This window comes from Streptosporangium sp. H16, from assembly GCF_051918855.1.
Taxonomy (GTDB): domain Bacteria; phylum Actinomycetota; class Actinomycetes; order Streptosporangiales; family Streptosporangiaceae; genus Streptosporangium.
The window spans coordinates 87,165-108,063 of record NZ_JBPXMD010000009.1 but is presented as its reverse complement, the minus strand read 5'-3'; the positions used below and the strand labels follow the sequence as shown (position 1 = coordinate 108,063).

The 20,899-nt window shown below is 71.0% G+C and carries 22 protein-coding genes; 17 read left to right on the top strand and 5 right to left on the bottom strand.

All coding sequences use genetic code 11. From position 1 onward, the window contains the following. The first annotated feature begins 66 nt into the window (after window positions 1-66). Window positions 67-1,146, top strand: coding sequence for a succinyldiaminopimelate transaminase (gene dapC, locus ACTOQ2_RS17280; protein WP_440100556.1), 1,080 nt, complete (start codon window positions 67-69; stop codon window positions 1,144-1,146). 11 nt (window positions 1,147-1,157) lie between these two features. Continuing rightward, window positions 1,158-1,835 carry a DUF4178 domain-containing protein gene (locus ACTOQ2_RS17275; protein ID WP_440100555.1) on the top strand — a complete coding sequence of 226 codons (678 nt, stop codon included), beginning with the start codon at window positions 1,158-1,160 and terminating at the stop codon, window positions 1,833-1,835. Here the strand turns inward: ACTOQ2_RS17275 and ACTOQ2_RS17270 are convergent. After that, complete coding sequence (locus tag ACTOQ2_RS17270; RefSeq protein WP_440100554.1) at window positions 1,832-2,656, bottom strand: hypothetical protein; 825 nt, start codon at window positions 2,654-2,656, stop codon at window positions 1,832-1,834. The genes ACTOQ2_RS17275 and ACTOQ2_RS17270 overlap by 4 nt on opposite strands. Before the next feature lie 69 nt (window positions 2,657-2,725). Between ACTOQ2_RS17270 and ACTOQ2_RS17265 the strand changes: the two genes are divergently transcribed. The 4 genes from ACTOQ2_RS17265 to ACTOQ2_RS17250 all read left to right on the top strand — a co-directional run bounded on the left by ACTOQ2_RS17265 (window position 2,726) and on the right by ACTOQ2_RS17250 (window position 6,369). Further along, entirely contained in the window at window positions 2,726-3,580 is an 855-nt protein-coding gene (locus ACTOQ2_RS17265; protein WP_440100553.1) for a 2,3,4,5-tetrahydropyridine-2,6-dicarboxylate N-succinyltransferase, read from the top strand. A 100-nt stretch (window positions 3,581-3,680) separates the two neighbouring features. Then, window positions 3,681-4,742 (top strand): succinyl-diaminopimelate desuccinylase, encoded by a 1,062-nt coding sequence (gene dapE, locus ACTOQ2_RS17260; protein ID WP_440068442.1) that lies wholly within the window; start codon window positions 3,681-3,683, stop codon window positions 4,740-4,742. 235 nt (window positions 4,743-4,977) lie between these two features. Beyond that, the gene (locus tag ACTOQ2_RS17255; protein ID WP_440068444.1) at window positions 4,978-5,772 is read left to right on the top strand and encodes a TIGR00730 family Rossman fold protein; all 795 of its coding nucleotides are present in this window, start codon (window positions 4,978-4,980) and stop codon (window positions 5,770-5,772) included. Between the two features lie 9 nt (window positions 5,773-5,781). Next, window positions 5,782-6,369 carry a TIGR00730 family Rossman fold protein gene (locus ACTOQ2_RS17250; protein ID WP_440100552.1) on the top strand — a complete coding sequence of 196 codons (588 nt, stop codon included), beginning with the start codon at window positions 5,782-5,784 and terminating at the stop codon, window positions 6,367-6,369. On the opposite strand, the gene ACTOQ2_RS17245 is transcribed toward ACTOQ2_RS17250, so the two are convergent. Then, complete coding sequence (locus ACTOQ2_RS17245) at window positions 6,346-6,729, bottom strand: hypothetical protein (protein ID WP_440100551.1); 384 nt, start codon at window positions 6,727-6,729, stop codon at window positions 6,346-6,348. The two genes, ACTOQ2_RS17250 and ACTOQ2_RS17245, sit on opposite strands and share 24 nt — an antisense overlap. Before the next feature lie 41 nt (window positions 6,730-6,770). On the opposite strand from ACTOQ2_RS17245, the gene ACTOQ2_RS17240 reads away from it, so the two are divergent. Beyond that, complete coding sequence (locus ACTOQ2_RS17240) at window positions 6,771-7,595, top strand: hypothetical protein (protein ID WP_440100550.1); 825 nt, start codon at window positions 6,771-6,773, stop codon at window positions 7,593-7,595. Then, complete coding sequence (locus ACTOQ2_RS17235) at window positions 7,592-8,179, top strand: DNA-3-methyladenine glycosylase I (protein WP_440100549.1); 588 nt, start codon at window positions 7,592-7,594, stop codon at window positions 8,177-8,179. The genes ACTOQ2_RS17240 and ACTOQ2_RS17235 overlap by 4 nt, the downstream gene beginning before the upstream one ends. A gap of 146 nt (window positions 8,180-8,325) precedes the next feature. On the opposite strand, the gene ACTOQ2_RS17230 is transcribed toward ACTOQ2_RS17235, so the two are convergent. Beyond that, window positions 8,326-9,108 (bottom strand): PaaX family transcriptional regulator, encoded by a 783-nt coding sequence (locus ACTOQ2_RS17230; RefSeq protein ID WP_440100548.1) that lies wholly within the window; start codon window positions 9,106-9,108, stop codon window positions 8,326-8,328. A 189-nt stretch (window positions 9,109-9,297) separates the two neighbouring features. Between ACTOQ2_RS17230 and ACTOQ2_RS17225 the strand changes: the two genes are divergently transcribed. Next, a complete protein-coding gene (locus ACTOQ2_RS17225; protein ID WP_440068454.1) occupies window positions 9,298-9,465 on the top strand; it encodes a DUF3117 domain-containing protein in 168 nt (55 codons plus the stop codon). Window positions 9,466-9,662: 197 nt separating this feature from the next. Next, entirely contained in the window at window positions 9,663-11,156 is a 1,494-nt protein-coding gene (locus tag ACTOQ2_RS17220; RefSeq protein WP_440100547.1) for a leucyl aminopeptidase family protein, read from the top strand. A 22-nt stretch (window positions 11,157-11,178) separates the two neighbouring features. On the opposite strand, the gene ACTOQ2_RS17215 is transcribed toward ACTOQ2_RS17220, so the two are convergent. Next, window positions 11,179-11,829, bottom strand: coding sequence for an O-methyltransferase (locus ACTOQ2_RS17215; protein WP_440068458.1), 651 nt, complete (start codon window positions 11,827-11,829; stop codon window positions 11,179-11,181). A gap of 171 nt (window positions 11,830-12,000) precedes the next feature. Here ACTOQ2_RS17215 and sigE point away from each other — a divergent pair, with 171 nt between their 5' ends. From sigE to ACTOQ2_RS17190, 5 genes are all read left to right on the top strand, one after another. After that, window positions 12,001-12,633, top strand: coding sequence for an RNA polymerase sigma factor SigE (gene sigE / locus ACTOQ2_RS17210; protein ID WP_329085768.1), 633 nt, complete (start codon window positions 12,001-12,003; stop codon window positions 12,631-12,633). A 52-nt stretch (window positions 12,634-12,685) separates the two neighbouring features. Continuing rightward, window positions 12,686-13,216 carry an anti-sigma factor family protein gene (locus ACTOQ2_RS17205; protein WP_440068460.1) on the top strand — a complete coding sequence of 177 codons (531 nt, stop codon included), beginning with the start codon at window positions 12,686-12,688 and terminating at the stop codon, window positions 13,214-13,216. Continuing rightward, complete coding sequence (locus ACTOQ2_RS17200; protein ID WP_440100546.1) at window positions 13,213-14,253, top strand: sigma-E factor regulatory protein RseB domain-containing protein; 1,041 nt, start codon at window positions 13,213-13,215, stop codon at window positions 14,251-14,253. Before ACTOQ2_RS17205 ends, ACTOQ2_RS17200 begins: the two co-directional genes overlap by 4 nt. A 95-nt stretch (window positions 14,254-14,348) precedes the next feature. Beyond that, window positions 14,349-15,995: a S1C family serine protease gene (locus tag ACTOQ2_RS17195; RefSeq protein WP_440100545.1), complete on the top strand. Its 1,647-nt coding sequence runs from the start codon at window positions 14,349-14,351 to the stop codon at window positions 15,993-15,995. 104 nt (window positions 15,996-16,099) lie between these two features. After that, on the top strand, window positions 16,100-16,471 hold the full coding sequence (locus ACTOQ2_RS17190; protein WP_440100544.1) for a sec-independent translocase: 372 nt from the start codon (window positions 16,100-16,102) through the stop codon (window positions 16,469-16,471). 218 nt (window positions 16,472-16,689) lie between these two features. Here the strand turns inward: ACTOQ2_RS17190 and ACTOQ2_RS17185 are convergent, their stop codons facing one another. After that, window positions 16,690-17,832 carry an Mrp/NBP35 family ATP-binding protein gene (locus tag ACTOQ2_RS17185; protein ID WP_440068467.1) on the bottom strand — a complete coding sequence of 381 codons (1,143 nt, stop codon included), beginning with the start codon at window positions 17,830-17,832 and terminating at the stop codon, window positions 16,690-16,692. A 265-nt stretch (window positions 17,833-18,097) separates the two neighbouring features. Between ACTOQ2_RS17185 and ACTOQ2_RS17180 the strand changes: the two genes are divergently transcribed. Together ACTOQ2_RS17180 and ACTOQ2_RS17175 are read left to right on the top strand one after the other, a co-directional pair. Next, window positions 18,098-18,583, top strand: coding sequence for a MarR family winged helix-turn-helix transcriptional regulator (locus tag ACTOQ2_RS17180; protein WP_440100543.1), 486 nt, complete (start codon window positions 18,098-18,100; stop codon window positions 18,581-18,583). A 371-nt stretch (window positions 18,584-18,954) separates the two neighbouring features. After that, window positions 18,955-20,874 (top strand): Xaa-Pro dipeptidyl-peptidase, encoded by a 1,920-nt coding sequence (locus ACTOQ2_RS17175; RefSeq protein ID WP_440100542.1) that lies wholly within the window; start codon window positions 18,955-18,957, stop codon window positions 20,872-20,874. Window positions 20,875-20,899 lie beyond the last annotated feature (25 nt).

Genomic DNA, 20,899 nt, shown 5'->3' with positions numbered 1-20,899 from the left:
ACGGCTGATCATCATGAACGCCATTCCCGACCCGTCAGAGGCCACGAGCGTCCCGGCGAGGTTCCGATGAACGGTCTGCCGGACTTCCCGTGGGACCGGCTCACGCCGCTGAAGGAGCTCGCGGCGTCGCACCCCGACGGGATCGTCGACCTGTCGGTGGGCACTCCCGTCGATCCGGTGCCCGCCGTCGTGCGGCAGGCCCTCGCGGACGCCTCGGACAGTCCCGGATACCCGCTGACGTACGGCACCGAGCGCCTTCGCTCGGCCGCCGCCGAATGGCTGCGACGCAGGCACGGCGTGATCCTCGACCAGGCGAACGTGCTGCCGCTGATCGGTTCCAAGGAGTTCGTGGCCTGGCTGCCGACGCTGCTCGGCGTCGGTCCGGGGCAGCGGGTGGTCCTCCCCGAGCTGGCCTACCCCACCTACGACGTGGGGGCGCGCCTCGCGGGCGCCGAGCCGTACGCCACCGACGGGCTGCTCACGCTCGGGCCCGAGCGGGTGCCGCTGGTCTGGGTGAACTCCCCGTCCAACCCGACCGGCAGGGTCCTGCCCGCCGAGCACCTGCGCAAGGTCGTCTCGTGGGCGCGCGAGCACGGCGCGGTCGTGGCCTCCGACGAGTGCTACATCGAGCTGGGCTGGGAGGAGCGGCCGATCTCGATCCTGCACCCGGACGTCTGCGGCGGCTCGCACGAGGGCCTGCTCGCGGTGCACTCGCTGTCCAAGCGCTCCAACCTGGCCGGTTACCGGGCCGGGTTCGTCGCGGGCGACCCCGCGCTGATCAAGCGGCTGCTGGAGATACGCAAGCACGCCGGCATGATCATGCCCGCGCCGGTCCAGGCGGCGATGGCCGTGGCGCTGGACGACGACGAGCACGCCGAGGAGCAGCGGGCCCGATACGCCGCCCGCCGCGCGGCGCTGCGTCCCGCCCTGGAGGCGGCCGGCTGGAAGATCGAGCACTCCACCGCGGGCCTGTACCTGTGGGCGTCCAACGGGGCGGGCTGCTGGGACCAGGTCCGCGCGCTGGCCGGCAGGGGAATCCTCGTCGCGCCCGGCGACTTCTACGGCACCGCGGGCGACCGGCACATCAGGATCGCCGTGACGGCCGGTGACGAACGCATCAGTGCGGCGGTGCGCCGCCTCCAGTAGGATCGCGCGGCATGACCACCGAGGTCGCCGTGATACTCGGATTGAGTGTGGCCACGCTCGTCCTGCTGCTCGGCGCGTTCTTCGCGACGACGCGCCAGGACAGGAAGGCCGGCGATTCCGAGCGTTCCGGCGAGACCCCCCTCCTCTCGGCTGAGGCCACGCAGCCGCAGGCCCAACCGTCCATGGGCCGTGTCGGCATCGACTACCCCGACCCCCGCACGATCAAGGTCGGTGACACGATCGACTGTCAGGGGGTGCGCAGCCGCGTCCTCGGCGCCCTGTACCTGTCATGGCAGGGCAGCCAGTGGACCGAATACCTCCTCGACGACGGCACCCGGCGCTACCAGTGGCTGTCGATCCAGATGCGCGACGGCCTGGGCGGCGAACCGCCGCACCTGGAGGTGCTGCTGTGGACGCCGGTGCCCACCGAGGGCATGATCCCCGCCAAGGCCACGCTGAGTGTCGAGGGGGTCGACTTCTTCCCCGTCGACCGGGGCACCGCGGCCTTCCGCGGGGAGGGCGTCACCTCGATGCCCGAGCGGGGCCTGCTCGACTTCGCCGACTACCGGGCCGCCGACGGCCGCCTGCTCAGCTTCGAACGACTCCAGGGCAAGGGCTGGAGCTCCTCCCACGCCCAGCCCCTCGCCCCCGGCACGATCAGGATCGAGAAGAAGCAGGGCGGCGGCTAGGAGAGCTGGACCTTTCTGGCGGAGGACCCCGGCTCGGCCTTCCAGCCGTCGTGGCCCTTCGCCGAGACCCACGACTGGCCGTCGTAGCGGATCCTGGACAGCCCGAACGTCTTGGCGTGCGCGATCGACCAGGCGGCCACCAGCCAGCCGCGCCTGCGCGAGGGGGCCTCGAAGGCGTCCCCCGGTCCCAGGGCCCTGGCGAGCCCGCGCTCTGCCCCCCGCTCGTCGGGGAGAGGGGTCTTGCCCGCCGGGGCGGGGAACCAGCAGTGCACGGCCTTGGGCACGCGCCCGGTGAACCCCGCGGCGAGGATTTTCCCGTCGTCCTCGTGCTGGGCGTACGCCGACCCGTCGGCCGAGCGCTGCACCTCCTGGGCCGCCTCGTGGAGCGGCATCTTCCGGTAGCCCTTCACCTTCACCAGCGCGGCGAAGAACTTCCCCGAGGCGTAGACGGGGTCGACGAGCTGCTCGGGCCTGCCCCAGCCCTGGGAGGGGCGCTGCTGGAACACGCCGACCGAGTCGCGGTCGCCGCCCGTCAGGTTCTCCAGCTTGGACTCCTGCATGGCGGTGGCGTAGGCGATCACCACGGCCCGCTCGGGCAGTTTCCTGCGGGCCGCCACGGCCGCGATGACCGCCGCCACCTTGGCCTGTTCGAGATCCAGCTCCAGCGAGCCCTCCGGTGTCGTGATCTTGCATCCCTCGCCGAGGTCGACGAGCGGTGTCACCCGCCTGAGCAAGGTGAAGAGACCCACGGTGATGGCCACCGCGAGCACGGTCACGATCACGATGATCGCGATGACCCCTTTTGAGAAGCGCCGTCGCACGGTCAAGAACCTACAGGCCCCCAGCGATTGCGCGGTCTGGTAGAACCCCGCGAACATAGGCTCCGGGCCATGACCCAGAGCGATGTCAGCCCGTTGCCCGCGGCCGTCGACGAGCTGTGGTGGCGCAGGGCCGAGCTGAGCCCCGCCGACGCCGAGGCCCGTGCCGTCGTGGTGAGCGCGGTGGACATGCTCGACAGCGGCAAGGCCAGGGTGGCCGAGGTCTCCCGCACCGGCGAGGTGGTCGTGGACGAGCGCGCCCGGCGGGCCGTCATGCTCGCGTTCCGGGTGCTCGGCATGGCCAGGTCCCAGGTGGGCGACTTCCACCACCACGACCGCGTCCCGCTGAAGACCTCCGTCGAGGGGGTGCGCGTCGTGCCGGGGGCGATCGCCCGCTGGGGCTCCTACCTGGCGCCGGGCGTCGTGCTGATGCCCTCGTTCGTCGACATCGGCGCCCACGTGGACGAGGGCAGCACGGTCGGCACGTGGGTCTCGATCGGCGCGGGTGCCCAGATCGGCAGGAACGTCCGCCTGTCCCAGGGAGCGGGCGTCGGTGAGACCGGTGGCCAGGACGGCGCGGAGGACCCCCGCGCCACCGGGGAGCCGTCGGGGACGGTGCCCGTGGTCGTCGAGGACGGCGCGCTGATCGGCGGCGGGGCCGTGATCGTCGACGGGGCCCGCGTGGGCCGGGGCGCCGTGGTCGGCGCCGGGACGGTCCTGTCGGGCTCGACCCCGGTCGTCGACGTGCGGACGGGTGAGGAACTGGGCCGCGGGCGAGTCCCCGACTGGTGCGTGGCGACCGGAGGCACCCGGTGGCACGACTTTCCCGGCGGCGGCTTCGGCCTGCGCTGCGTCCTGGTGCTCGAACGCCTGGAGGAGGGCCACCGGCCCGGCAGGGCCGAACTCGACCGCCTCCTGCACGGGTGACCGCCTCCCGCGCGAGCGGGGCCGGGGCGGGCCGGATCTCTCTCCTGCGTGAGCGGGGCCGGGGCGGGCCGGATCCCGTACGAGTACTAGGGTCGCGGGCATGAGTACGCGTCTGGACCTCACACAGGATGTCGGGGAGCTCACCGCCGGGATCGTGGACGTCGAGTCGGTCAGCGGCGGCGAGAAGGCCCTGGCCGACGCCGTGGAGGAGGCGCTGCGGCCGCTCCGGCACCTGACCGTCGAGCGCGACGGGGAGTCGATCGTGGCCCGCACCCACCTGGGCCGCGGCGAGCGGGTGGTGATCGCCGGACACCTCGACACCGTCCCCGTCGTCGGCAACCTGCCCAGCCGGGTCGAGGGCGACCGGTTGTACGGCTGCGGCACCTCGGACATGAAAGCCGGCGTCGCGGTCGCCCTGAAACTGGCGGCCGGTCTCCCCGAGCCCAGCAGGGACGTGACCTACGTCTTCTACGACTGCGAGGAGATCGAGGCCGAGCGCAACGGTCTGCTCCGGCTCAGCCGCAGGCACCCCGACTGGCTCGCGGGTGACTTCGCCGTGCTCATGGAGCCCACCGACGGCGTGATCGAGGGCGGTTGCCAGGGCACGCTCAGGGCCCAGATCGTCACCCGGGGCAAGCGGTCGCACAGCGCCAGGTCCTGGCTCGGGGTCAACGCCATCCACGCGGCCCAGCCGGTGCTCGCGATCCTGAACGCCTACGAGGCCAGGCTTCCCGTCGTGGACGGGCTGGAGTACCACGAGGGCCTGAACGCGGTGGGCATCGGCGGCGGCGTCGCGGGCAACGTGATTCCCGACGAGTGCGTGGTGACCGTGAACTACCGCTTCGCCCCCGACCTGTCGCTGGACGAGGCGCGCGCCCACGTGAGCGAGGTGTTCGAGGGGTACGAGGTCCGCTTCACCGACGCCGCCGCCGGGGCGCGGCCCGGCCTGACCCATCCGGTGGCGGCGGCCTTCGTCGAGGCCGTCGGCGGCACGCCGCGCGCCAAGCTCGGCTGGACCGACGTCTCGCTTTTCTCCGGCCTGGGCGTGCCCGCGGTCAACTACGGTCCCGGAGATCCGAATCTGGCGCACCAGAAGGACGAGTTCGTCTCGTTGAGGAAGATCGCCGACTGCGAGCGCGGAATGCTCGGCTGGCTGTCCTGAGAGAGGCCGGGGCCCTCGGGGCCGGTGCGCCGTTCGCGAGATCCTCGGTGTGCGGGACCCGGGAGGGGCCGGTACAAATGAAAGTGGCTTTCCTCGCCGGCCATTTGGCGGGGAAAGCCACTTTCAGTCCCGAGCAGCACCCTCGTGCAGTTAGACGCACCCTGTTCAAAGTCCGGTTCCATGTTTTCATGGAGATTTTTCAAGATTTTTCTGGGACGGCGCTACGGTGACCCGCATGAAGAAAACACGTCCAGAACGTCGTCAGGGAGCCGCGGTGGTTCGCGGCGATCTCGTCTCCGACTCCACCCACGACCAGCGACTCCTCGATCGGAGGGGGCCGGCCGACTGGCTGCACATGGATCCGTGGCGGGTGCTGCGCATCCAGGCCGAGTTCGTCGAGGGCTTCGGCCAGCTCGCCGAACTGCCCCAGGCGGTGACCGTCTTCGGGTCCGCGCGAACCCCCGTGGACAGCCCCGAGTACGAGATGGGCATCCAGCTCGGCCGGAAGCTGTCCGAGGCGGGCTACGCCGTGATCACCGGTGGCGGCCCCGGCTGCATGGAGGCCGCCAACAAGGGGGCCGTGGAGGCGGAAGGCGTCTCGGTGGGCCTGGGCATCGAGCTGCCCTTCGAGCAGAGCATGAACGAGTACGTCGACCTCGGCATCGAGTTCCGCTACTTCTTCGTCCGCAAGACCATGTTCGTGAAGTACTCCTGCGGATTCGTCACGCTGCCCGGCGGTTTCGGCACCATGGACGAGCTTTTCGAGGCGCTCACCCTGGTCCAGACCCAGAAGGTCACTTCTTTCCCTGTGGTGCTCATGGGAACGGAGTTCTGGGGCGGCCTGCTCGACTGGATCAAGAACACCCTCATGGGGTCGGGAAAGATCTCTCCGGCGGACGTGGATCTCATTCACGTCACCGACGACGTGGACGAGGCGGTCCGGATCATCGTCGAGGCCGACAACAACAGGGGCGGGCGACTGGAGGAGGAGCGGAAGGCGGCCATGACCACGGTCGGCGACGCCGAATAAGGTCGGCACGTGTTCATTTGTGTATTCCTCGCATCGAGTCAGAAGATCGACAAGAAGTATCTGAAACTGGCGGAGGAGGTCGGCTCCGAGCTCGCCAGGCGCGGGCACGCCCTGGTGAGCGGTGGAGCCAGGGTCTCCTGCATGGGAGCCGTGGCCCGCGCGGCCCGCGCGGGTGGCGCCCGCACCATCGGGGTGATCCCCCAGTCGCTGGTGGACATCGAGATCGCGGACGAGGAGTCCGACGAGCTGGTGGTCACCACCGACATGCGCGAGCGCAAGGGGGTGATGGACGCCCGCTCCGACGCCTTCCTGGTGCTGCCCGGGGGCATCGGGACGCTGGAGGAGCTGTTCGAGATCTGGACGTCCCGCACGCTCGGCCTGCACGACAAGCCGCTGGTGCTCCTCGACCCCTGGGGGATCTACGCGCCGCTGCGGGAGCTGGTCGAGGGCATGGACGAGGCGGGCTTCACCCGCCCGAACGTCTTCGACGCCATCTCCTGGACCACCACGGTCGACGAGGCGTTCCGGCTGCTGGAGAAGTCGACCAGGCACCTGGAGCCGAGCCCGGAGGAGCTAGGCGAGGCCACGGCGGGTTAGCGCGGGCGGACGCCGCCCGGCGAGGGAGTCGGTCATCTCGACCGCGAGCCGCACCTGGTCGACGCGCTCCGTACGGAAGACCCGGGCGCCGGCCCAGGCGCAGATCGAGGCCGCGGTGAGTTCCGCGGCCTCGGCGTCCCGCTCTCTCGCGACGGCGGCTCCGGCGTCCCCGCTGTTGCCGCTGTTCTCGGCGTTCTCGGCGGACGCGGCGGACGGGGCGGGTTCGGCGGCGGCCAGCCGGGCGGGGGTGACGACCACGGTGTGCCCGGCACGGACGAGCTCCTCGACCTCCTCGATCGAACGGGCCTCGACCCAGCCGGGTTCATCCCGGTCACCGGGTCCGAGCACGACGAACGTCATGATCCGATCCTAGGCCAGCGGAGATGTGGCACGATTCGTATGTGCTGGTCGTATTAGCCTTCGCTGCCGTAGCCGTCATCGCCGGTGTCACGGTGGTCGCCATGGGCCGGGGAGGCGAGCTGAGCGAGTTCGCCCCCGACGTGCCCCCGCTGAACCTGCCCCAGGCGGGTCAGCTCGGCGCGGTCGACTTCATGGCCCTCCAGCTCCCGGTGAGCCTCGTCGGATACAACACGCAGAGCGTGGATGAGACCCTGAACCGGGTCGCCGGGGCCCTGAGCGAGCGTGACACCAGGATCGCCGTGCTGGAGCAGCGGGTTTCGGAACTGCTCGCCGGCAGGCTCCAGGCCCGCCACGAGCTCAACCCCGGCTCCCCGCCCCCTCAGCGCGGGCTCGAGGCGCCGTACGAGCTTCCCGCCAGGGACGGCTTCGGGGCGGCCGAGGAGCTGTCCAACGGGTCGCCGGCCGAGCGCGAGCCCAGGGGGTCCGGTGAGCCCTCCGGGCCGGAGAAGGCCCCCAAGGACCCTGAGGCCACCGGGGCGGCCGAGGGCGGCACGTCGTCCGGTGCGTCGCGGTTCGCCAGGCCCTCCGAGCCGGACGAACCGTCCGAGCCGGAGAAGCTTCCCGAGGCCCCTGAGACCACTGGGACCACTGAGGCCGCCGGGACGGCCGAGGCCGCCAGGCCGTCCGGCAGGTCGCGGTTCGCCAGGCCGGCCGAACCGTCCGAGACGTCCTCGGTGCCGGATTCGCCGTCCTCGCCGTCCTCTTCCGGGACTTCGGATTCCGGGACTTCGGCCTCGAAGGAGTCGTCTCCCGGTTCCGTCGGCCTTCGTACGGGGGAGCGGCAGGAGACGGAGGGCCCGCGGTGACCGAGACCTCGCGGGCCGCGGGCCACGTCGAGGCCGTGGAGCCTGTGGAGCTCGTGCGCTGTGGCTGGGCGACCTCCGCCCCCGACTACGTCGCCTACCACGACGAGGAGTGGGGCCGTCCGGTCACCGGCGACGACCGGGTTTTCGAGCGGATCGCGCTGGAGTCGTTCCAGTCCGGCCTGTCGTGGATCACCATTCTGCGCAAGCGGGAGAACTTCCGCAGGGCCTTCGAGGGGTTCTCCATCCCGGCCGTGGCCGGATTCGGCGACGAGGACGTCGCCCGCCTGCTCGGCGACGCGGGCATCGTCAGGAACCGGGCCAAGATCGAGGCGACGATCGCCAACGCGCGGGCCGCGCTCGGCGGTGGCCTGTCCGACCTCGTCTGGAAGCACGCGGACCCCGGCGCGCCCGTTCCGAAGACCCTGGCGGACGTGCCCGCCCAGACCGCCGGTTCCAAGGCCCTGGCCAAGGACCTCAAGGCGCACGGCTTCCGTTTCGTCGGCCCGACCACCGCCTACGCGCTGATGCAGGCCATCGGCCTGGTCAACGATCACCTGGCCGACTGCTGGACACGCCGGGCCTGACGCCCTCGCGGTCGGGAGCGGCCCCAGGAAGCCGCCGACGGCCCTGCCGCGGTGTCCGGCTCGCCGGCCGGGACGTCCGCCGGGGGGCCGGGGGCTCGCCACGGTCCCCGTCACGGTTGTCCGTCACGGTTGCGGCACGATCTCCGCTACGCCTCGCCGAGGTGGCGGTCGACGAAGGCGGCGGCGGCCGGGAGCAGCCGCCCGGCCTCGTGCTCGAAGTAGATCCTGGCCTTCTCCCCGGGCCAGCCCCGGGGCAGGAGCTCGGCGGGAAGCCCGGGGTCGCGGAACAGGAAGTTGCGCCACCCGTGCAGCAGCCTGCTCCGGGTGGCGAACACCTGGTCGTCGCCCGCGTTGCCGGGCAGCCTGCCGACCAGGTCCATCGCCTGGGCCATCCACTCCTCGTAGGCGGCCCCGATGCCGTCCAGGTCCCAGGTCCTGGCGACCAGCGCCGCGGGGTCACCGTCGAGCACCGCGTCGAACCGGTCCACGGACAGGTCCTCGCCCTCGAGGATCGCGTCCAGTTCGGGGGAGGGCCGCGGCCCGATCCAGGTCGTCTCCGACATCGGCGCGTACCCGATGAAGGCCAGATCCGAGCGCAGGCGCTCCCGCCTGGACCGCTCGCGTACGGGTTCCACCACGAGGATGTGCCACCGGCCGTTCCACGTGATCGTTCCGACTCGGTAAATTCTCAGCGCGGCCTCGTCGAGGCGGTGCACGCACTTGGGGGTGACCTCGTAACCGGGGCCTCCGGGCAACCGGGCGGGCGCGAGCCAGCCCTGCCGCACCATCCGCGAGACGGCGGTGCGCACGGCGGGAGCAGCGATGTCCAGCGGGGCGAGCAGCCGGACGAGGGCGGCCACGGACGCGCGACCGCCTCGGGACCTGAGGTGGTCCCCGTACAGATCGAAGAGAGCGGCGCGGGCGTTCACGAGGACAAGTTTGGTCGTCCGAGGGGCCCCGGACAACGGTCTTGATCGCCGGATGAGCCGACGCTGAGACTGATCGTTCCCATTCTCCGTGCGGAGGCGGGATAATAGGACATCACAGAAGACGTGAATGCGTCGGCCACCCTCGGGTCAGTCGGAGATCCGGAGCCCGAAGCAGGAAGGGATACACGCATGGCGGCTATGAAGCCGAGGACCGGTGATGGTCCGCTGGAGGTCGTCAAGGAAGGCAGGGGGATCGTCATGCGGGTTCCTCTGGAGGGTGGCGGCCGCCTTGTCGTCGAGCTTTCGGCGGACGAAGCCGGTGCCCTCGCTGAGGAACTGAAGAAAATAGTCGGTTGATCCCGATCTAAGACAGAAGTGGTGGAGCCGGGCCCTATTTGAGCTTGCTCGGGGAGCATGACACCTGCGATGGCCCGCGCGACCGACGACGAACACGGCCCTGGCCGCCGGACCGCCTCACGGCGGCTCGCGCCAGGGCCGCGGTGTTCTCCCCGGCGTTCTCCACCACGCCGGGCCTGATGACTGGAGTTACCCCTATGCCCATCTCCCCCTATCTGCTCCTGCCTCGCGTTCCCTACGCGCAGGGGCTCTCCGCCGCGCCCCCCGCGGGCGCGGAGCCCGCCACCGGGGAGGAAGCCGGGACCGTGCTTTCCGGGCTCCCCGGTGACGCCGAGCTGCTGGCCGTCCCCTTCGCCGAGGACCTCGCGCCCGAGATCGAGCTGCCGGTGCCCGCGGCGGCACTGCTCGCCCACCACAAGGCCAAGGGCGAGGCGGGTGAGATCGTCGAGGTTCCCGTCGCGAACGGCGACGCCGTCGGCCGGGTGCTCCTCTACGGGGTCGGCGACGGCTCCGCGCCCGCCCTGCGCAGGGCGGGCGCGGCGGTGGCGCGGCGCGGCAAGGGCAGGGACGCCATCAGGATCGTGCTCCCGAGCGGGCCGGTGGCCGCGTTCGTGGAGGGCGCGCTGCTGGCCACGTACACCTTCAGGGTCGGCGAGGTGAAGTCCGCGCCGGTGACGCTCGAGTTCGTCGGCGAGGGGGTCGAGGCGGAGGTCGCCGAGGCCGAGGTGATCGCCGGGGCCGTGGCGCTCGCCAGGGACCTGGCCAACACCCCCTCCTCGGTGAAGTCCCCCGCCTGGCTCGCCGAGCGCGCCGCCGAGCAGGGCGTCGCGGTGCGGGTGTGGGACGAGCGGGAGCTGCGCTCCGGCGGGTTCGGCGGCATCCTCGCCGTCGGGCAGGGGTCGGTGAACCCGCCCCGGCTGATCCAGCTCTCCTACGAGCCAGAGGACGCGACCGGCCACGTGGTCCTGGTCGGCAAGGGCATCACGTACGACACCGGCGGCATCTCGCTCAAGCCGACGAGCAACATGGTGTTCATGAAGACCGACATGGCCGGCGGGGCCGTCGTCATCGCGGTCCTGGGCGCGCTGGCCGCGCTCGGCGTGCGGGTGCGGGTCACCGGCCTCGTCGCCGCCGCCGAGAACGCCTTCTCCGGCACGGCCCAGCGCCCCTCCGACGTGATCACGCAGTACGGCGGCCGGACCGTGGAGGTGCTCAACACCGACGCCGAGGGGCGTCTGGTCCTGGCCGACGCGCTGGCCTACGCCGACGCGGAGCTGGACCCGGACGTCATGGTCGACATCGCCACGCTGACCGGGGCGATCGGCATCGCCCTGGGCAAGGACCTCGGCGCGGTCTTCGCCTCCGACGACGAGCTGGCCGGCGCGCTGGCCGGGGCGGGGACGACCAGCGGGGAGCGGCTCTGGCGGATGCCCCTGATCGAGGACTACGTCCCCGCGCTCGACTCGTCCGTGGCCGACATGACCAACATCGAGGCGGGCTCGACCTACGGCGCCGGCTCCGTCACCGCGGCGCTGTTCCTGCGCGAGTTCACCGGTGGACGGCCGTGGGCGCACCTGGACATCGCGGGTGTCGGCCGCAGCGGCGCGGACGAGGGCGTCTTCAGCAAGGGGGCCACCGGGTTCGGCGTGCGCCTGCTGCTCGAATGGCTGTCGGGGTTCCAGAAGCGCTGACCGGGGTGCCGGAGGGGCGGTGTCAGTCGGCGAGCTTGACGGCCGCCAGGATGCCGTCCCCCAGGGGCATCATCAGCGGGCGGAGCCGCTCGTCGGAGCGGACCAGCTTGCCCAGCTCCCTGATGGAGACCGTGTCGGGGTCCCGCTGCACGGGGTCGGCCACCCGGTTGCCCCAGAGGGCGTTGTCGAAGACGACGATGCCGCCGACCCGCAGCAGCCGTACGGACTCGGCCAGATAGTCGGCGTACTCGTGCATGGCGCCGTCGCAGAAGACGAGGTCGTAGCCGCCGTCGGAGAGTCGGGGGAGCACGTCGAGGGCGCGGCCGGTGATCAGGCGGATCCGGCCGCCGGAGAATCCGGCCTGGGCGAAGCTCTGTCTGGCCAGCCGCTGGTGCTCCGGCTCCACGTCCACGCTGGTGAGCGTGCCGTCCTGGCGCATGCCGCGGAGCAGCCACAACCCCGAGACGCCGCAGCCGGTGCCGATCTCCACGACGGCGCGGGCGTTGATGGCGGTGGCGAGGAAGCAGAGAGCGGCGCCGCCACCGGGCAGGATCGGGGGCGCTCCCACTTCCGCGCCGCGCATGCGCGCGGCCCGCAGGATGTCGTCCTCCCTGTGGAACTCGTCGGCATAGGCCAGAGTGGCCTCCAACGGACTTGTCGGCGTCTCTGCCATCGGCCTCTCCTCCCGCTTTCTCCGTACACAGTCATATAGGCACTGGGTCGCAGCCTAAGGGAGGCAGGCCCGATCGGGAACTCATGTCACCCCCGGTGCGTTGCACGGTTTAAGCGGCCTTTGCCGGTCCTGAAGGTAGTCAGTGCGCACGAAGGGACGAAACCAGGCACTATGGCGATAGCGGTGGTCCCGGAGAGAGGAGTGCTGGTGGAGGAGTCCGACCACCAGGCCGAAGCTCCCGTGTCTGATTGGACGCCTCCTACATGGGAGGAGGTGGTCCGGACGCACTCGGCGCGCGTCTACCGGCTGGCCTATCGGCTGACCGGCAACGTGCACGATGCGGAAGATCTCACACAGGAGGTCTTCGTCCGGGTCTTCAGGTCATTGTCGAACTACACGCCAGGCACTTTCGAGGGCTGGCTGCACCGCATCACCACCAACCTGTTCCTCGACATGGCGCGGCGCAAGCAGCGCATCAGGTTCGAGGGGCTCGCCGACGACGCCGCCGAGCGGCTGCGCGGGCGCGAGCCTTCTCCCGCACAGGTGTACGACGACACCCATCTGGAGCCCGACATCCAGGCGGCACTCGACGCGCTCGCGCCCGAGTTCCGCGCGGCCGTCGTTCTGTGTGACATCGAGGGGCTGTCCTACGAGGAGATCGCGGCGACGCTGGGCGTGAAGCTCGGCACGGTACGCAGCCGGATCCACCGTGGGCGGGCGCAGCTGCGTGAGGCGCTTGAGCATCGCGCGCCGCGGAACGACCAATTCCCCCCGAGCGTTACCCACGGGGAGGAATTCGCATGAGAAACCACAGTCATGACGAATGTCACGACGAGCCACTTGGCAAGGAGTGCGCATGAGTCACCTTGGAGAACGCGTTTCCGCACTGGTCGACGGTGAGCTGAATCACCACGAGCGCGACCGTGCCCTGTCGCATCTGACCTTCTGCGCCCCCTGCAGGGCCGAGGTCGACGCCATGCGGGCGCTGAAGAGCCGGTTGCGCTCCCTCGACGGTCCCGCGATGCCGACGGACCTGACGATGTCCCTGCTGCGGATGGCGGAGCCCGGCGGCCCGCTGCCCCCGCGTGAGCGCCCCTTTCCGGCCTCACGCACCTTCGGCGGCGCGCCCATTCCGAGCATGCACAGCGTCGCTCCCCCCGACAACCGGCCCCGGGGCCGTTCCGGGGGCCCTCGCCGTGCCCGGAGGGCGGGATACGTCGCGGTGGGCGTCGCCTCGGCGGCCGTGGCGATCGGGACGCTGTTCGTGGTAGGCGGGACCGACCCCAACCCTCGCGTCGTGCCACCGGTCGACATGTTCGCCAACCAGCACAGGAACACCGCGCCCTATGGCGGATCGGCGACGCCGATTCTCTCCCCCTCTCCGTGATCCGGCTGCCCGCCACGGTCATCCTGGCCGCCCTGTTGCTGCTGGGGCTGGTGGCGGGCGGTCCGGCGTACGCCGTCCGGTCCCCGCACGCCGTGCCGCCGGACGACGTCGAGAGCGAGGACACCGGCCTGCACCTGCTCCGTGAGGCGGCGGTCGCGGGCCGGTCCCGTGGATACTCCGGCACCCAGTACGTCACCGCCTGGGGCGCCGACGGCTCCTCCGGCGCCGCCGCGTCGGTGCTGGAGGTGCGAAACGTCCCCGGGGAGGGAATGACGGTCCGCGCCGAGCCCTCAGGCTCCGTGCGGAAGGCCGATCCCGGCACCCCGGCCGGGGGCATGTCCAGCCCGTCCGAGGCGATGCTCGAGGTCCTGGCCCGCAACTACCGGGTCGTGACGGCGGGGGAGGGCTTCGCCTGCGGGCGCCCCGCCCGCCTCGTGGACGTCCTGCGGGCCGACGGCACGGCCGCCGCCCGATACTGGCTCGACGAGTCCGGGGGCCCGGTGCTGCGCCGCGAGCTCATGGACGCGGAGGGCCGGGTCGTCAGCGCCGGGGCCTTCGTCGATCTGACGCTCGACCCGGTGGCGAGGGGGACGGTGCCGGTGATGGCCGCCGGCGGCCCGGACCTGGCAGAGCTTCCCCGGCTGGAAGCCGAAGGCCGGCGGTTCCCCCGCACCCTGCCCGGGCGTCTGGAGCTGTTCGCCGCGCACGACATCCCTCCTGGATACTTGTATCTGGGCTACTCAGACGGCCTGTCGGTTGTGTCGGTTTTTATCCAGTCTGGGATGCTTGATGAGGAACGCCTCCGTGATTGGCATGCGGAGGAGCGCAAGGGGCATACGATCTGGGTTCGAGACCCAGCTGGGCAGGAGACGATCTGGGCGAGTGGGGGTCATGTCTACACCGTCTTTGCCGACGCGCCGGCCGACATGGTCGACGCCGCTGTCGCGGCGTTGCCGCACGAGCCCGTTCCCGATCTCTGGACGCGGCTCGGCCGAGGCGCGAGCCGCCTGCTCTCCTGGGTCAATCCCTTCGGATAACGCGTGCTTTACACATCTCGTATGCCGCTCGGGGGAAGATTGCCGGGTTGACTCGGTGAGCGGCCGCCTGCGAGGCAAGGAGTAGTGAGTATTCGATGACCGACGATGCCCGTACTTCCCATGAGGCGCACGATGCTGAGGGGCGTACGCCGTCGGACTTCACCGACGGCGGACACGGCACTGCCGAGTCCCGGCGCGCCGACTCCTCAGGCCCTGAGTTCTCCCGCCCGGAGTTCCTGCCCGCCGGGGAGGGGCCCTTCCCGGCGGAGCAGCCCCGCGACGACGGCTGGAGCCAGCTGGGCGCCCCGCCCGACCGCGCCCGGTGGGGCGGGCGGCAGGACCAGCCCGAGCTGCTCCGCCACGACGACAGGTACGGCGACAGGGACGTGCCGCCCGGCGAGGGCGGCCGGGATCCCGGCTTCACCGGGGAGCACTGGGGCGACCCCTCGGGCAGACCCAGGCACGACACGGCGGCCTTCGCCTCCCAGGCCGCGCCACCCCCGCCGCCCCCGCCGCCCGCCCAGGCGTTCGGCATGGGACCGGGCTGGGCGCCGCCTCCGGGGAGCCTGGGGGCTCCCGGGAGCTTCGGCGGCCCGCCGCCCCCACCCGCGCCCGTCCGGCGCGGGCCGCGTACCGCCACGCTGGTGATCCTCGCCCTGATGGTCGCGCTGCTCGCCTCCACGCTGGGCAGCGTCGGCACCTACCTCCTCACCAAGCCCGCGGGCTCGGGGCGCGACCCCTCCTTCAGCCTGGGAGGGGCGCCGACGGGTTCCAGCATCCGGCCCCCCGAATCCGTCGCGGGTGTGGCCTCGAAGGTCCTGCCCAGCGTGGTGTCGCTGGCGGTCGAGGGCGGAGCGAGTTCCAGCACCGGTTCCGGCTTCCTGATCAAGGGCGGCTACGTGGTGACCAACAACCACGTGGTGGCCAACGCCGAGCCGAGCGGCCAGATCCAGATCCAGTTCAACAACCGCAAGTCCACCTCCGCCGTCGTCGTGGGCACCGATCCCGAGTCCGACCTGGCCGTGGTCAAGCCCGCGGAGACCTTCGGCGCCCCCGAGATCACCCTCGGCAACTCCGACAACGTGGTCGTGGGCGATCCGGTCATCGCCATCGGATCCCCGCTGGGGCTGACCGGCACCGTCACCTCCGGCATCGTCAGCTCGCTCAACCGTCCCGTCCAGGCGGGCGAGGAGAACAGTTCCGAGGCGACCTGGCTCAGCGCCGTGCAGACCGACGCCGCGATCAACCCCGGCAACTCGGGGGGCCCGCTGGTCAACGTCAACGGTGAGGTCATCGGCGTCAACTCGGCGATCGCCACGCTCGGCAGGTCGGTCGGCGGCCAGAGCGGCAGCATCGGCCTGGGCTTCGCCATCCCGGTGAACCACGCCCGGCGGGTCGCCCAGGAGCTGATCACCACGGGCAAGGCCAAGAAGTCGCGGATCGGCGTCGCCATCGACCCGACGTACCAGGGCGTCGGGGTGCGCATCGCCACCGAGCCCAGGCAGGGCACCCAGCCGGTCGAGCCGAACGGTCCCGCCGCCCAGGCGGGGCTCAAGCCCGGAGACGTCATCCTGGAGGTCGAGGGTGTCGTGCTCCAGGACGGCAACGAGCTGATCGCCATGATCCGCAACAGGGCCCCCGGGGAGAAGCTCTCGATCAAGTACCAGCGTGGCGGCCAGGAGAACACCGCGACGGTGACCGTCGGCGCCGCCCCCGAGCAGCCCTCTCCCAAACCCTCCTGAGCGTGAGGGCGGGGCGCGTGCTCACGAGCAGGGGCGTTAGTGTGGAACCTCTCCGGTGTGTGGCCGGAGAGGAGCTTCTGGCATCCTCCCGGTAGGAGATCACCGTGTTCGGACTCGGCTGGCCTGAGATCGTGGCGCTGGTGGTGATCGCCCTTCTCGTCTTCGGCCCGGAGAAGCTTCCCCAGGCCGCCTCGCAGGCGGGCAAGACGCTGCGCAACCTGCGCCGGATGGCCAACAACGCGAGAGACGACCTGCGGACGGGCCTCGGGCCCGAGTTCGCCGACTTCGACCCGGCCGACCTCAACCCGAAGAACTTCGTCCGCAAGCACCTCACCGCCGACCTCGAGGACGATTGGAACGGCACCTCGGCCACCTCGGCCACCACAGCCACCGCCGAACCGGCCGACCACGCGATGAGCGGCGCCGACGAGCTGGGCTACGGCGAGATCCCCCCGTACGACTCCGACGCGACCTGATCGCCGGACCTCGCCCGGTCTTCGGGCCTCATCCTGTCTTCGGGCCTCATCCGGCTGACACGCGTCTCATACGGCCGACGGCGGCACCCCATGAAGGGGCGCCGCCGTCGTCGTGCCGGGGGAGAGCCCGGACCGGCCGGGTGGAGCCGGTCCGTTCTCCCGGGGCGTGCGGCCGGTCCGGCGGGACGGGTGGCCACAGAGGCCACGGTGGCCGGGGCTCAGCCGCGCCGGGTGGGCGAGATGCCGAGCTGGAGGCCCTTGATGCTGCCCGACTTCTTGCTCAGGGAGGCGGCGATGCGGCTCAGCTCGGTGGCCGCGGGGGCGTCCGGGTCGGTCAGCACCAGCGGCTTGCCCTCGTCGCCGCCCTCGCGCAGGCGCATGTCGATGGGCACCTGGCCCAGGAGCGGCACGCGGGAGCCGAGGGTGCGGGTCAGCGCGTCGGCCACGGTCTGGCCGCCGCCCTCGCCGAAGACCGAGATCCGCTCGTCGCAGTGCGGGCAGGGCAGCCACGACATGTTCTCGATGACACCGGCGATCTGCTGGTGGGTCTGGACGGCGATCGACCCGGCGCGCTCGGCGACCTCGGCGGCGGCCTGCTGCGGGGTGGTCACCACCAGGAGCTCCGCCGACGGCATCCGCTGCGCCACGGAGATCGCGATGTCGCCGGTCCCCGGGGGCAGGTCCATCAGCAGCACGTCCAGGTCGCCCCAGTAGACGTCGGCCAGGAACTGGTGCAGGGCCCGGTCGAGCATCGGGCCGCGCCACACGACCGGGGTGTTGCCCTCGGGCTTGAACATGCCGACCGAGATGACCTTGATGTCATGCGCCACCGGCGGCATGATCATGTCCTCGACCTTGGTGGGGCGCTCGGAGACGCCGAGCATGCGGGGAACGCTGTGACCGTAGATGTCGGCGTCGACGACGCCGACCTTCAGGCCGCTCGCGGCCATCGCGGCGGCGAGGTTGACGGTGACGGACGACTTGCCGACGCCGCCCTTGCCGGAGGCGACCGCGAAGACGCGGGTCAGCGAGCCGGGCTGGGCGAAGGGGATCTCCTTCTCCGGCCCCTTGTTGCCGCGCAGCTTGGTCTGCAGCGTCTTGCGCTGCTCGGTGCTCATGACGTCCATCTCGACGGAGACGCCGGTCACTCCGTCGATCTTGGAGACCGCGCCGGTGACGTCCCGGGTGATGGTGTCCTTCATGGGACAGCCGGACACCGTCAGGAAGATCGCGACACGTACGGCTCCCTCGGGGGAGATGTCGACGCTCTTGACCATGTCGAGTTCGGTGATCGGCCGACGGATCTCAGGGTCGTTGACGGTCGCGAGGGCGGCCATCACCAGTTCCGGGGTAGGTGCCATCGAAGTGTCGGCAATCACGCCACCCGGGGGCGACGGGGATGCCGTCCCTCCTTGTCTGTTATCGATGAGGCGTCTCACGGGCGGGAACCGCCCGTCGTGGTGCCCGTATGGCTTGGCAGGAGGCCGATCCCCTCGGGGAACGGTCGGCGTCGTGAGTCCATGGTATGAACCCGGGGACACCGGAAGGAATTCCGAATCCGGCGACGATCACTGAATTCGGACAATTCGCTGTGTAGATGCGCGTGCAACGTTCTAAGGTTACTCCGTGACCCTCACGGCGGGCGAGTCAAGAGAGAGCCTCGGCTCGGCGGAGCTGGTGGTCTGGCGCATGCTCCAGCGGGCCCAGGTCCGCATCACCCGGGCTCTGGAGGCCGACCTGCTGGTCGAGCACGACCTGGCCCTGGCTTCGTACGAGGTGCTGTCGCAGCTGTCCGAGGCGCCCGAGCGGCGGCTGAGGATGAACGACCTGGCCGACCGGGTGCTGCTCTCGCGCAGTGGCCTGACCAGGCTCATCGACCGCCTCCAGCGCGACGGCCTGGTCGAGCGCGAGGCCTGCACGAGCGACGCGCGCGGCCTGTTCGCGGTCCTGACGGACGCGGGCGCCGCGCGGCTGGCCGAGGCCGGCCCCACCTACCTGCGCGGGGTCCGCGCCCAGTTCCCGGACATGCTCGACGCCGACGAGCTGCGGCGGTGCGCGGCCATGCTGACCAAGCTCTTCCCCGGCCCCCGGACCGACACCGACCCGTACTGAGCCGCGGGGCCGGCACCGGCCTGTCCTGAGCCGCAACGGCCCCGTGCCGGCACCGGCCCTGCCCGGGTCGCGGGGTCCCGTCCAGGTACCGCCCATACCGGCCTGTCGCGGTTCCCGGCCGGACCGGGCCGTATCCGGCGCGGAGTGTCACCGAGGCGTTCCCGGGACACGGCCGCGGGCTCTTTCTAGCGACATGACGGGTATCCGGCTTGCCGCGATCCGGCTCGGCCGTTCTGACCCTCCTTCGGACAAGGCCGTTGAGCGCCATGTCACATGCCAGACCCAGAGTGATGTCGAACACATAAAGGATCTTGCCGGTTATACGGACACTCGTGGAGATTGCGGATATTCACGACTAATGCGGAGGCTCGATGCCCACGTTACGAGCAGCCCTCACCGCCCTCATCGTGGTCGCGGCGGGTGTCACCCCGGCCCACGCGGCCGCCCAACCCTCTCTCACCGTCGAGCGGGGACGGACCCAGCCGGTCTTCTCGTACGCCGACGCGGTCCGCGAGCACGTCTACGTCGAGTCGAGCGTCGACAGTGACGCCGACGGGAGGCCGGATCGGGTCCGGGTCGACATCATCAGGCCGAAGGAGTCCGGTCCAGGGCTCAAGGTGCCGGTGATCATCGACGAGAGCCCGTACTACGACAACTCCGGCCGGGGGAACGAGGCCGAGCGGAAGGTCTACGACGCTGCCGGGAACGTCACGAAATTCCCCCTGTACTACGACAACTACTTCGTGCCGCGCGGTTACGCCGTCCTCAACGTCGACATGATCGGGACCACCAGGTCCGACGGCTGTCCCGACGTCGGAGGGCGGGCCGACGTGCTGGGCGGCAAGGCCGTCATCGACTGGCTGAACGGCCGCGCCACCGCCTACCGCGCCGACGGCACGCCCGCGGTCGCCGACTGGACCACCGGCAAGGCCGCGATGATCGGCAAGTCGTACGACGGCACGCTGGCCAACGCCGTGGCGGCGACCGGCGTGCAGGGACTGGAGACGATCGTCCCGATCTCGGCGATCAGCTCCTGGTACAAGTACCAGCGCTCCAACGGGGTGATCTACAACTACGACTACATGTCGTGGCTGGGCAACTACGTCGACAGCGACCCCACGGCCAAGTGCGCGGCCACCTGGGCGCGCCTGGACGCCGAGGACGGCGACGACACCGGGAACTACAACGACTTCTGGGCCGAGCGCGACTACATCGCGGGCTCGCTGGCCGACGTCTCCAAGGTGCGCGCCAGCGTCTTCGCCGTGCACACGGTCAACGACCTCAACGTCATGCCCGACAACTTCTCCACATGGTGGAAGGCCCTGGCCGACCGGAACGTGCCCCGCAAGATCTGGGTCGGGCAGTACCAGCACGTGGATCCCTTCGACTTCGAGGGGCGCCGTGACATCTGGGTCGACACGCTGCACCGCTGGTTCGACCACTGGCTGCTCGGCGTGCAGAACGGCATCATGCGCGAGCCCCGCGCCGACGTGCAGAGCAGCCTCGACCGCTGGACCACCCAGCGCGACTGGCCCGCCCCGCTCGCCCTGAAGATCCCCTTCCGCCCCGCGGCCGACGGCTCGTTCGGCCTCGTACCGGCGAAGAAGGGCCAGACCGCCACGTTCACCGACATCCGCCAGTCCGAGGAGGCGATGGTCGCCGACGTCGGGACGGTCAAGCCGGGCAGGGTGGCCTTCACCACCGGCGCGCTGCCGCTGGACCTGCGCCTGTCCGGCACGCCCGTGGTGGACCTGCGCGTCGCGCTCGACAAGCCCACCTCGAACCTGACCGCGCTCCTCGTCGACTTCGGCGAGGACACCCGGATCGACTGGCGGCGCGGCCAGGGCATCACCACGGTCACCGAGGAGAGCTGCCACGGCGAGAGCACGGCCGAAGACGACGCCTGCTACAGGCAGGTCGTCACCAACCGGGCCACCCGCCCGCTGGAGATCGTCGCCCGGGGCTGGATCGACGTGCAGAACCGCGACTCGCTCAGCACGCCCTCGCCGCTGCCCGCGGGCACCTACGGCAGGGTGAGCTGGGAGACGCTGCCGCAGGACTACGTCTTCAAGAAGGGGCACAGGCTGGCCCTCGTGATCGCGGGCACCGACGCGACCTACAGCGACGAGACGGCCACCGGCGCGAACGTCACCGTCGACCTGGCCGGGAGCAGGGTGCTCCTGCCGCTGGCGATCAGCACCCTGCGGAGCACCGACGTGCCGAAGGACACGGCCAGGTGGAGCGGCCCGAGGCAGCTGGACCTGCCGGAGCCGGAGAATCAGTTCTTCTGATCCAGGAGTGATCTCCAGGAGCCTC

What these genes read in the sequence shown, in the direction of transcription:
- dapC (WP_440100556.1), top strand. Translation starts at nt 67, where the DNA reads ATGAACGGTCTGCCGGACTTCCCGTGGGACCGGCTCACGCCGCTGAAG.
- ACTOQ2_RS17275 (WP_440100555.1), top strand. Translation starts at nt 1,158, where the DNA reads ATGACCACCGAGGTCGCCGTGATACTCGGATTGAGTGTGGCCACGCTC.
- ACTOQ2_RS17265 (WP_440100553.1), top strand. Translation starts at nt 2,726, where the DNA reads ATGACCCAGAGCGATGTCAGCCCGTTGCCCGCGGCCGTCGACGAGCTG.
- dapE (WP_440068442.1), top strand. Translation starts at nt 3,681, where the DNA reads ATGAGTACGCGTCTGGACCTCACACAGGATGTCGGGGAGCTCACCGCC.
- ACTOQ2_RS17255 (WP_440068444.1), top strand. Translation starts at nt 4,978, where the DNA reads ATGAAGAAAACACGTCCAGAACGTCGTCAGGGAGCCGCGGTGGTTCGC.
- ACTOQ2_RS17245 (WP_440100551.1), bottom strand. Translation starts at nt 6,729, where the DNA reads ATGACGTTCGTCGTGCTCGGACCCGGTGACCGGGATGAACCCGGCTGG.
- ACTOQ2_RS17225 (WP_440068454.1), top strand. Translation starts at nt 9,298, where the DNA reads ATGGCGGCTATGAAGCCGAGGACCGGTGATGGTCCGCTGGAGGTCGTC.
- ACTOQ2_RS17220 (WP_440100547.1), top strand. Translation starts at nt 9,663, where the DNA reads ATGCCCATCTCCCCCTATCTGCTCCTGCCTCGCGTTCCCTACGCGCAG.
- ACTOQ2_RS17215 (WP_440068458.1), bottom strand. Translation starts at nt 11,829, where the DNA reads ATGGCAGAGACGCCGACAAGTCCGTTGGAGGCCACTCTGGCCTATGCC.
- sigE (WP_329085768.1), top strand. Translation starts at nt 12,001, where the DNA reads ATGGCGATAGCGGTGGTCCCGGAGAGAGGAGTGCTGGTGGAGGAGTCC.
- ACTOQ2_RS17205 (WP_440068460.1), top strand. Translation starts at nt 12,686, where the DNA reads ATGAGTCACCTTGGAGAACGCGTTTCCGCACTGGTCGACGGTGAGCTG.
- ACTOQ2_RS17195 (WP_440100545.1), top strand. Translation starts at nt 14,349, where the DNA reads ATGACCGACGATGCCCGTACTTCCCATGAGGCGCACGATGCTGAGGGG.
- ACTOQ2_RS17185 (WP_440068467.1), bottom strand. Translation starts at nt 17,832, where the DNA reads ATGGCACCTACCCCGGAACTGGTGATGGCCGCCCTCGCGACCGTCAAC.
- ACTOQ2_RS17175 (WP_440100542.1), top strand. Translation starts at nt 18,955, where the DNA reads ATGCCCACGTTACGAGCAGCCCTCACCGCCCTCATCGTGGTCGCGGCG.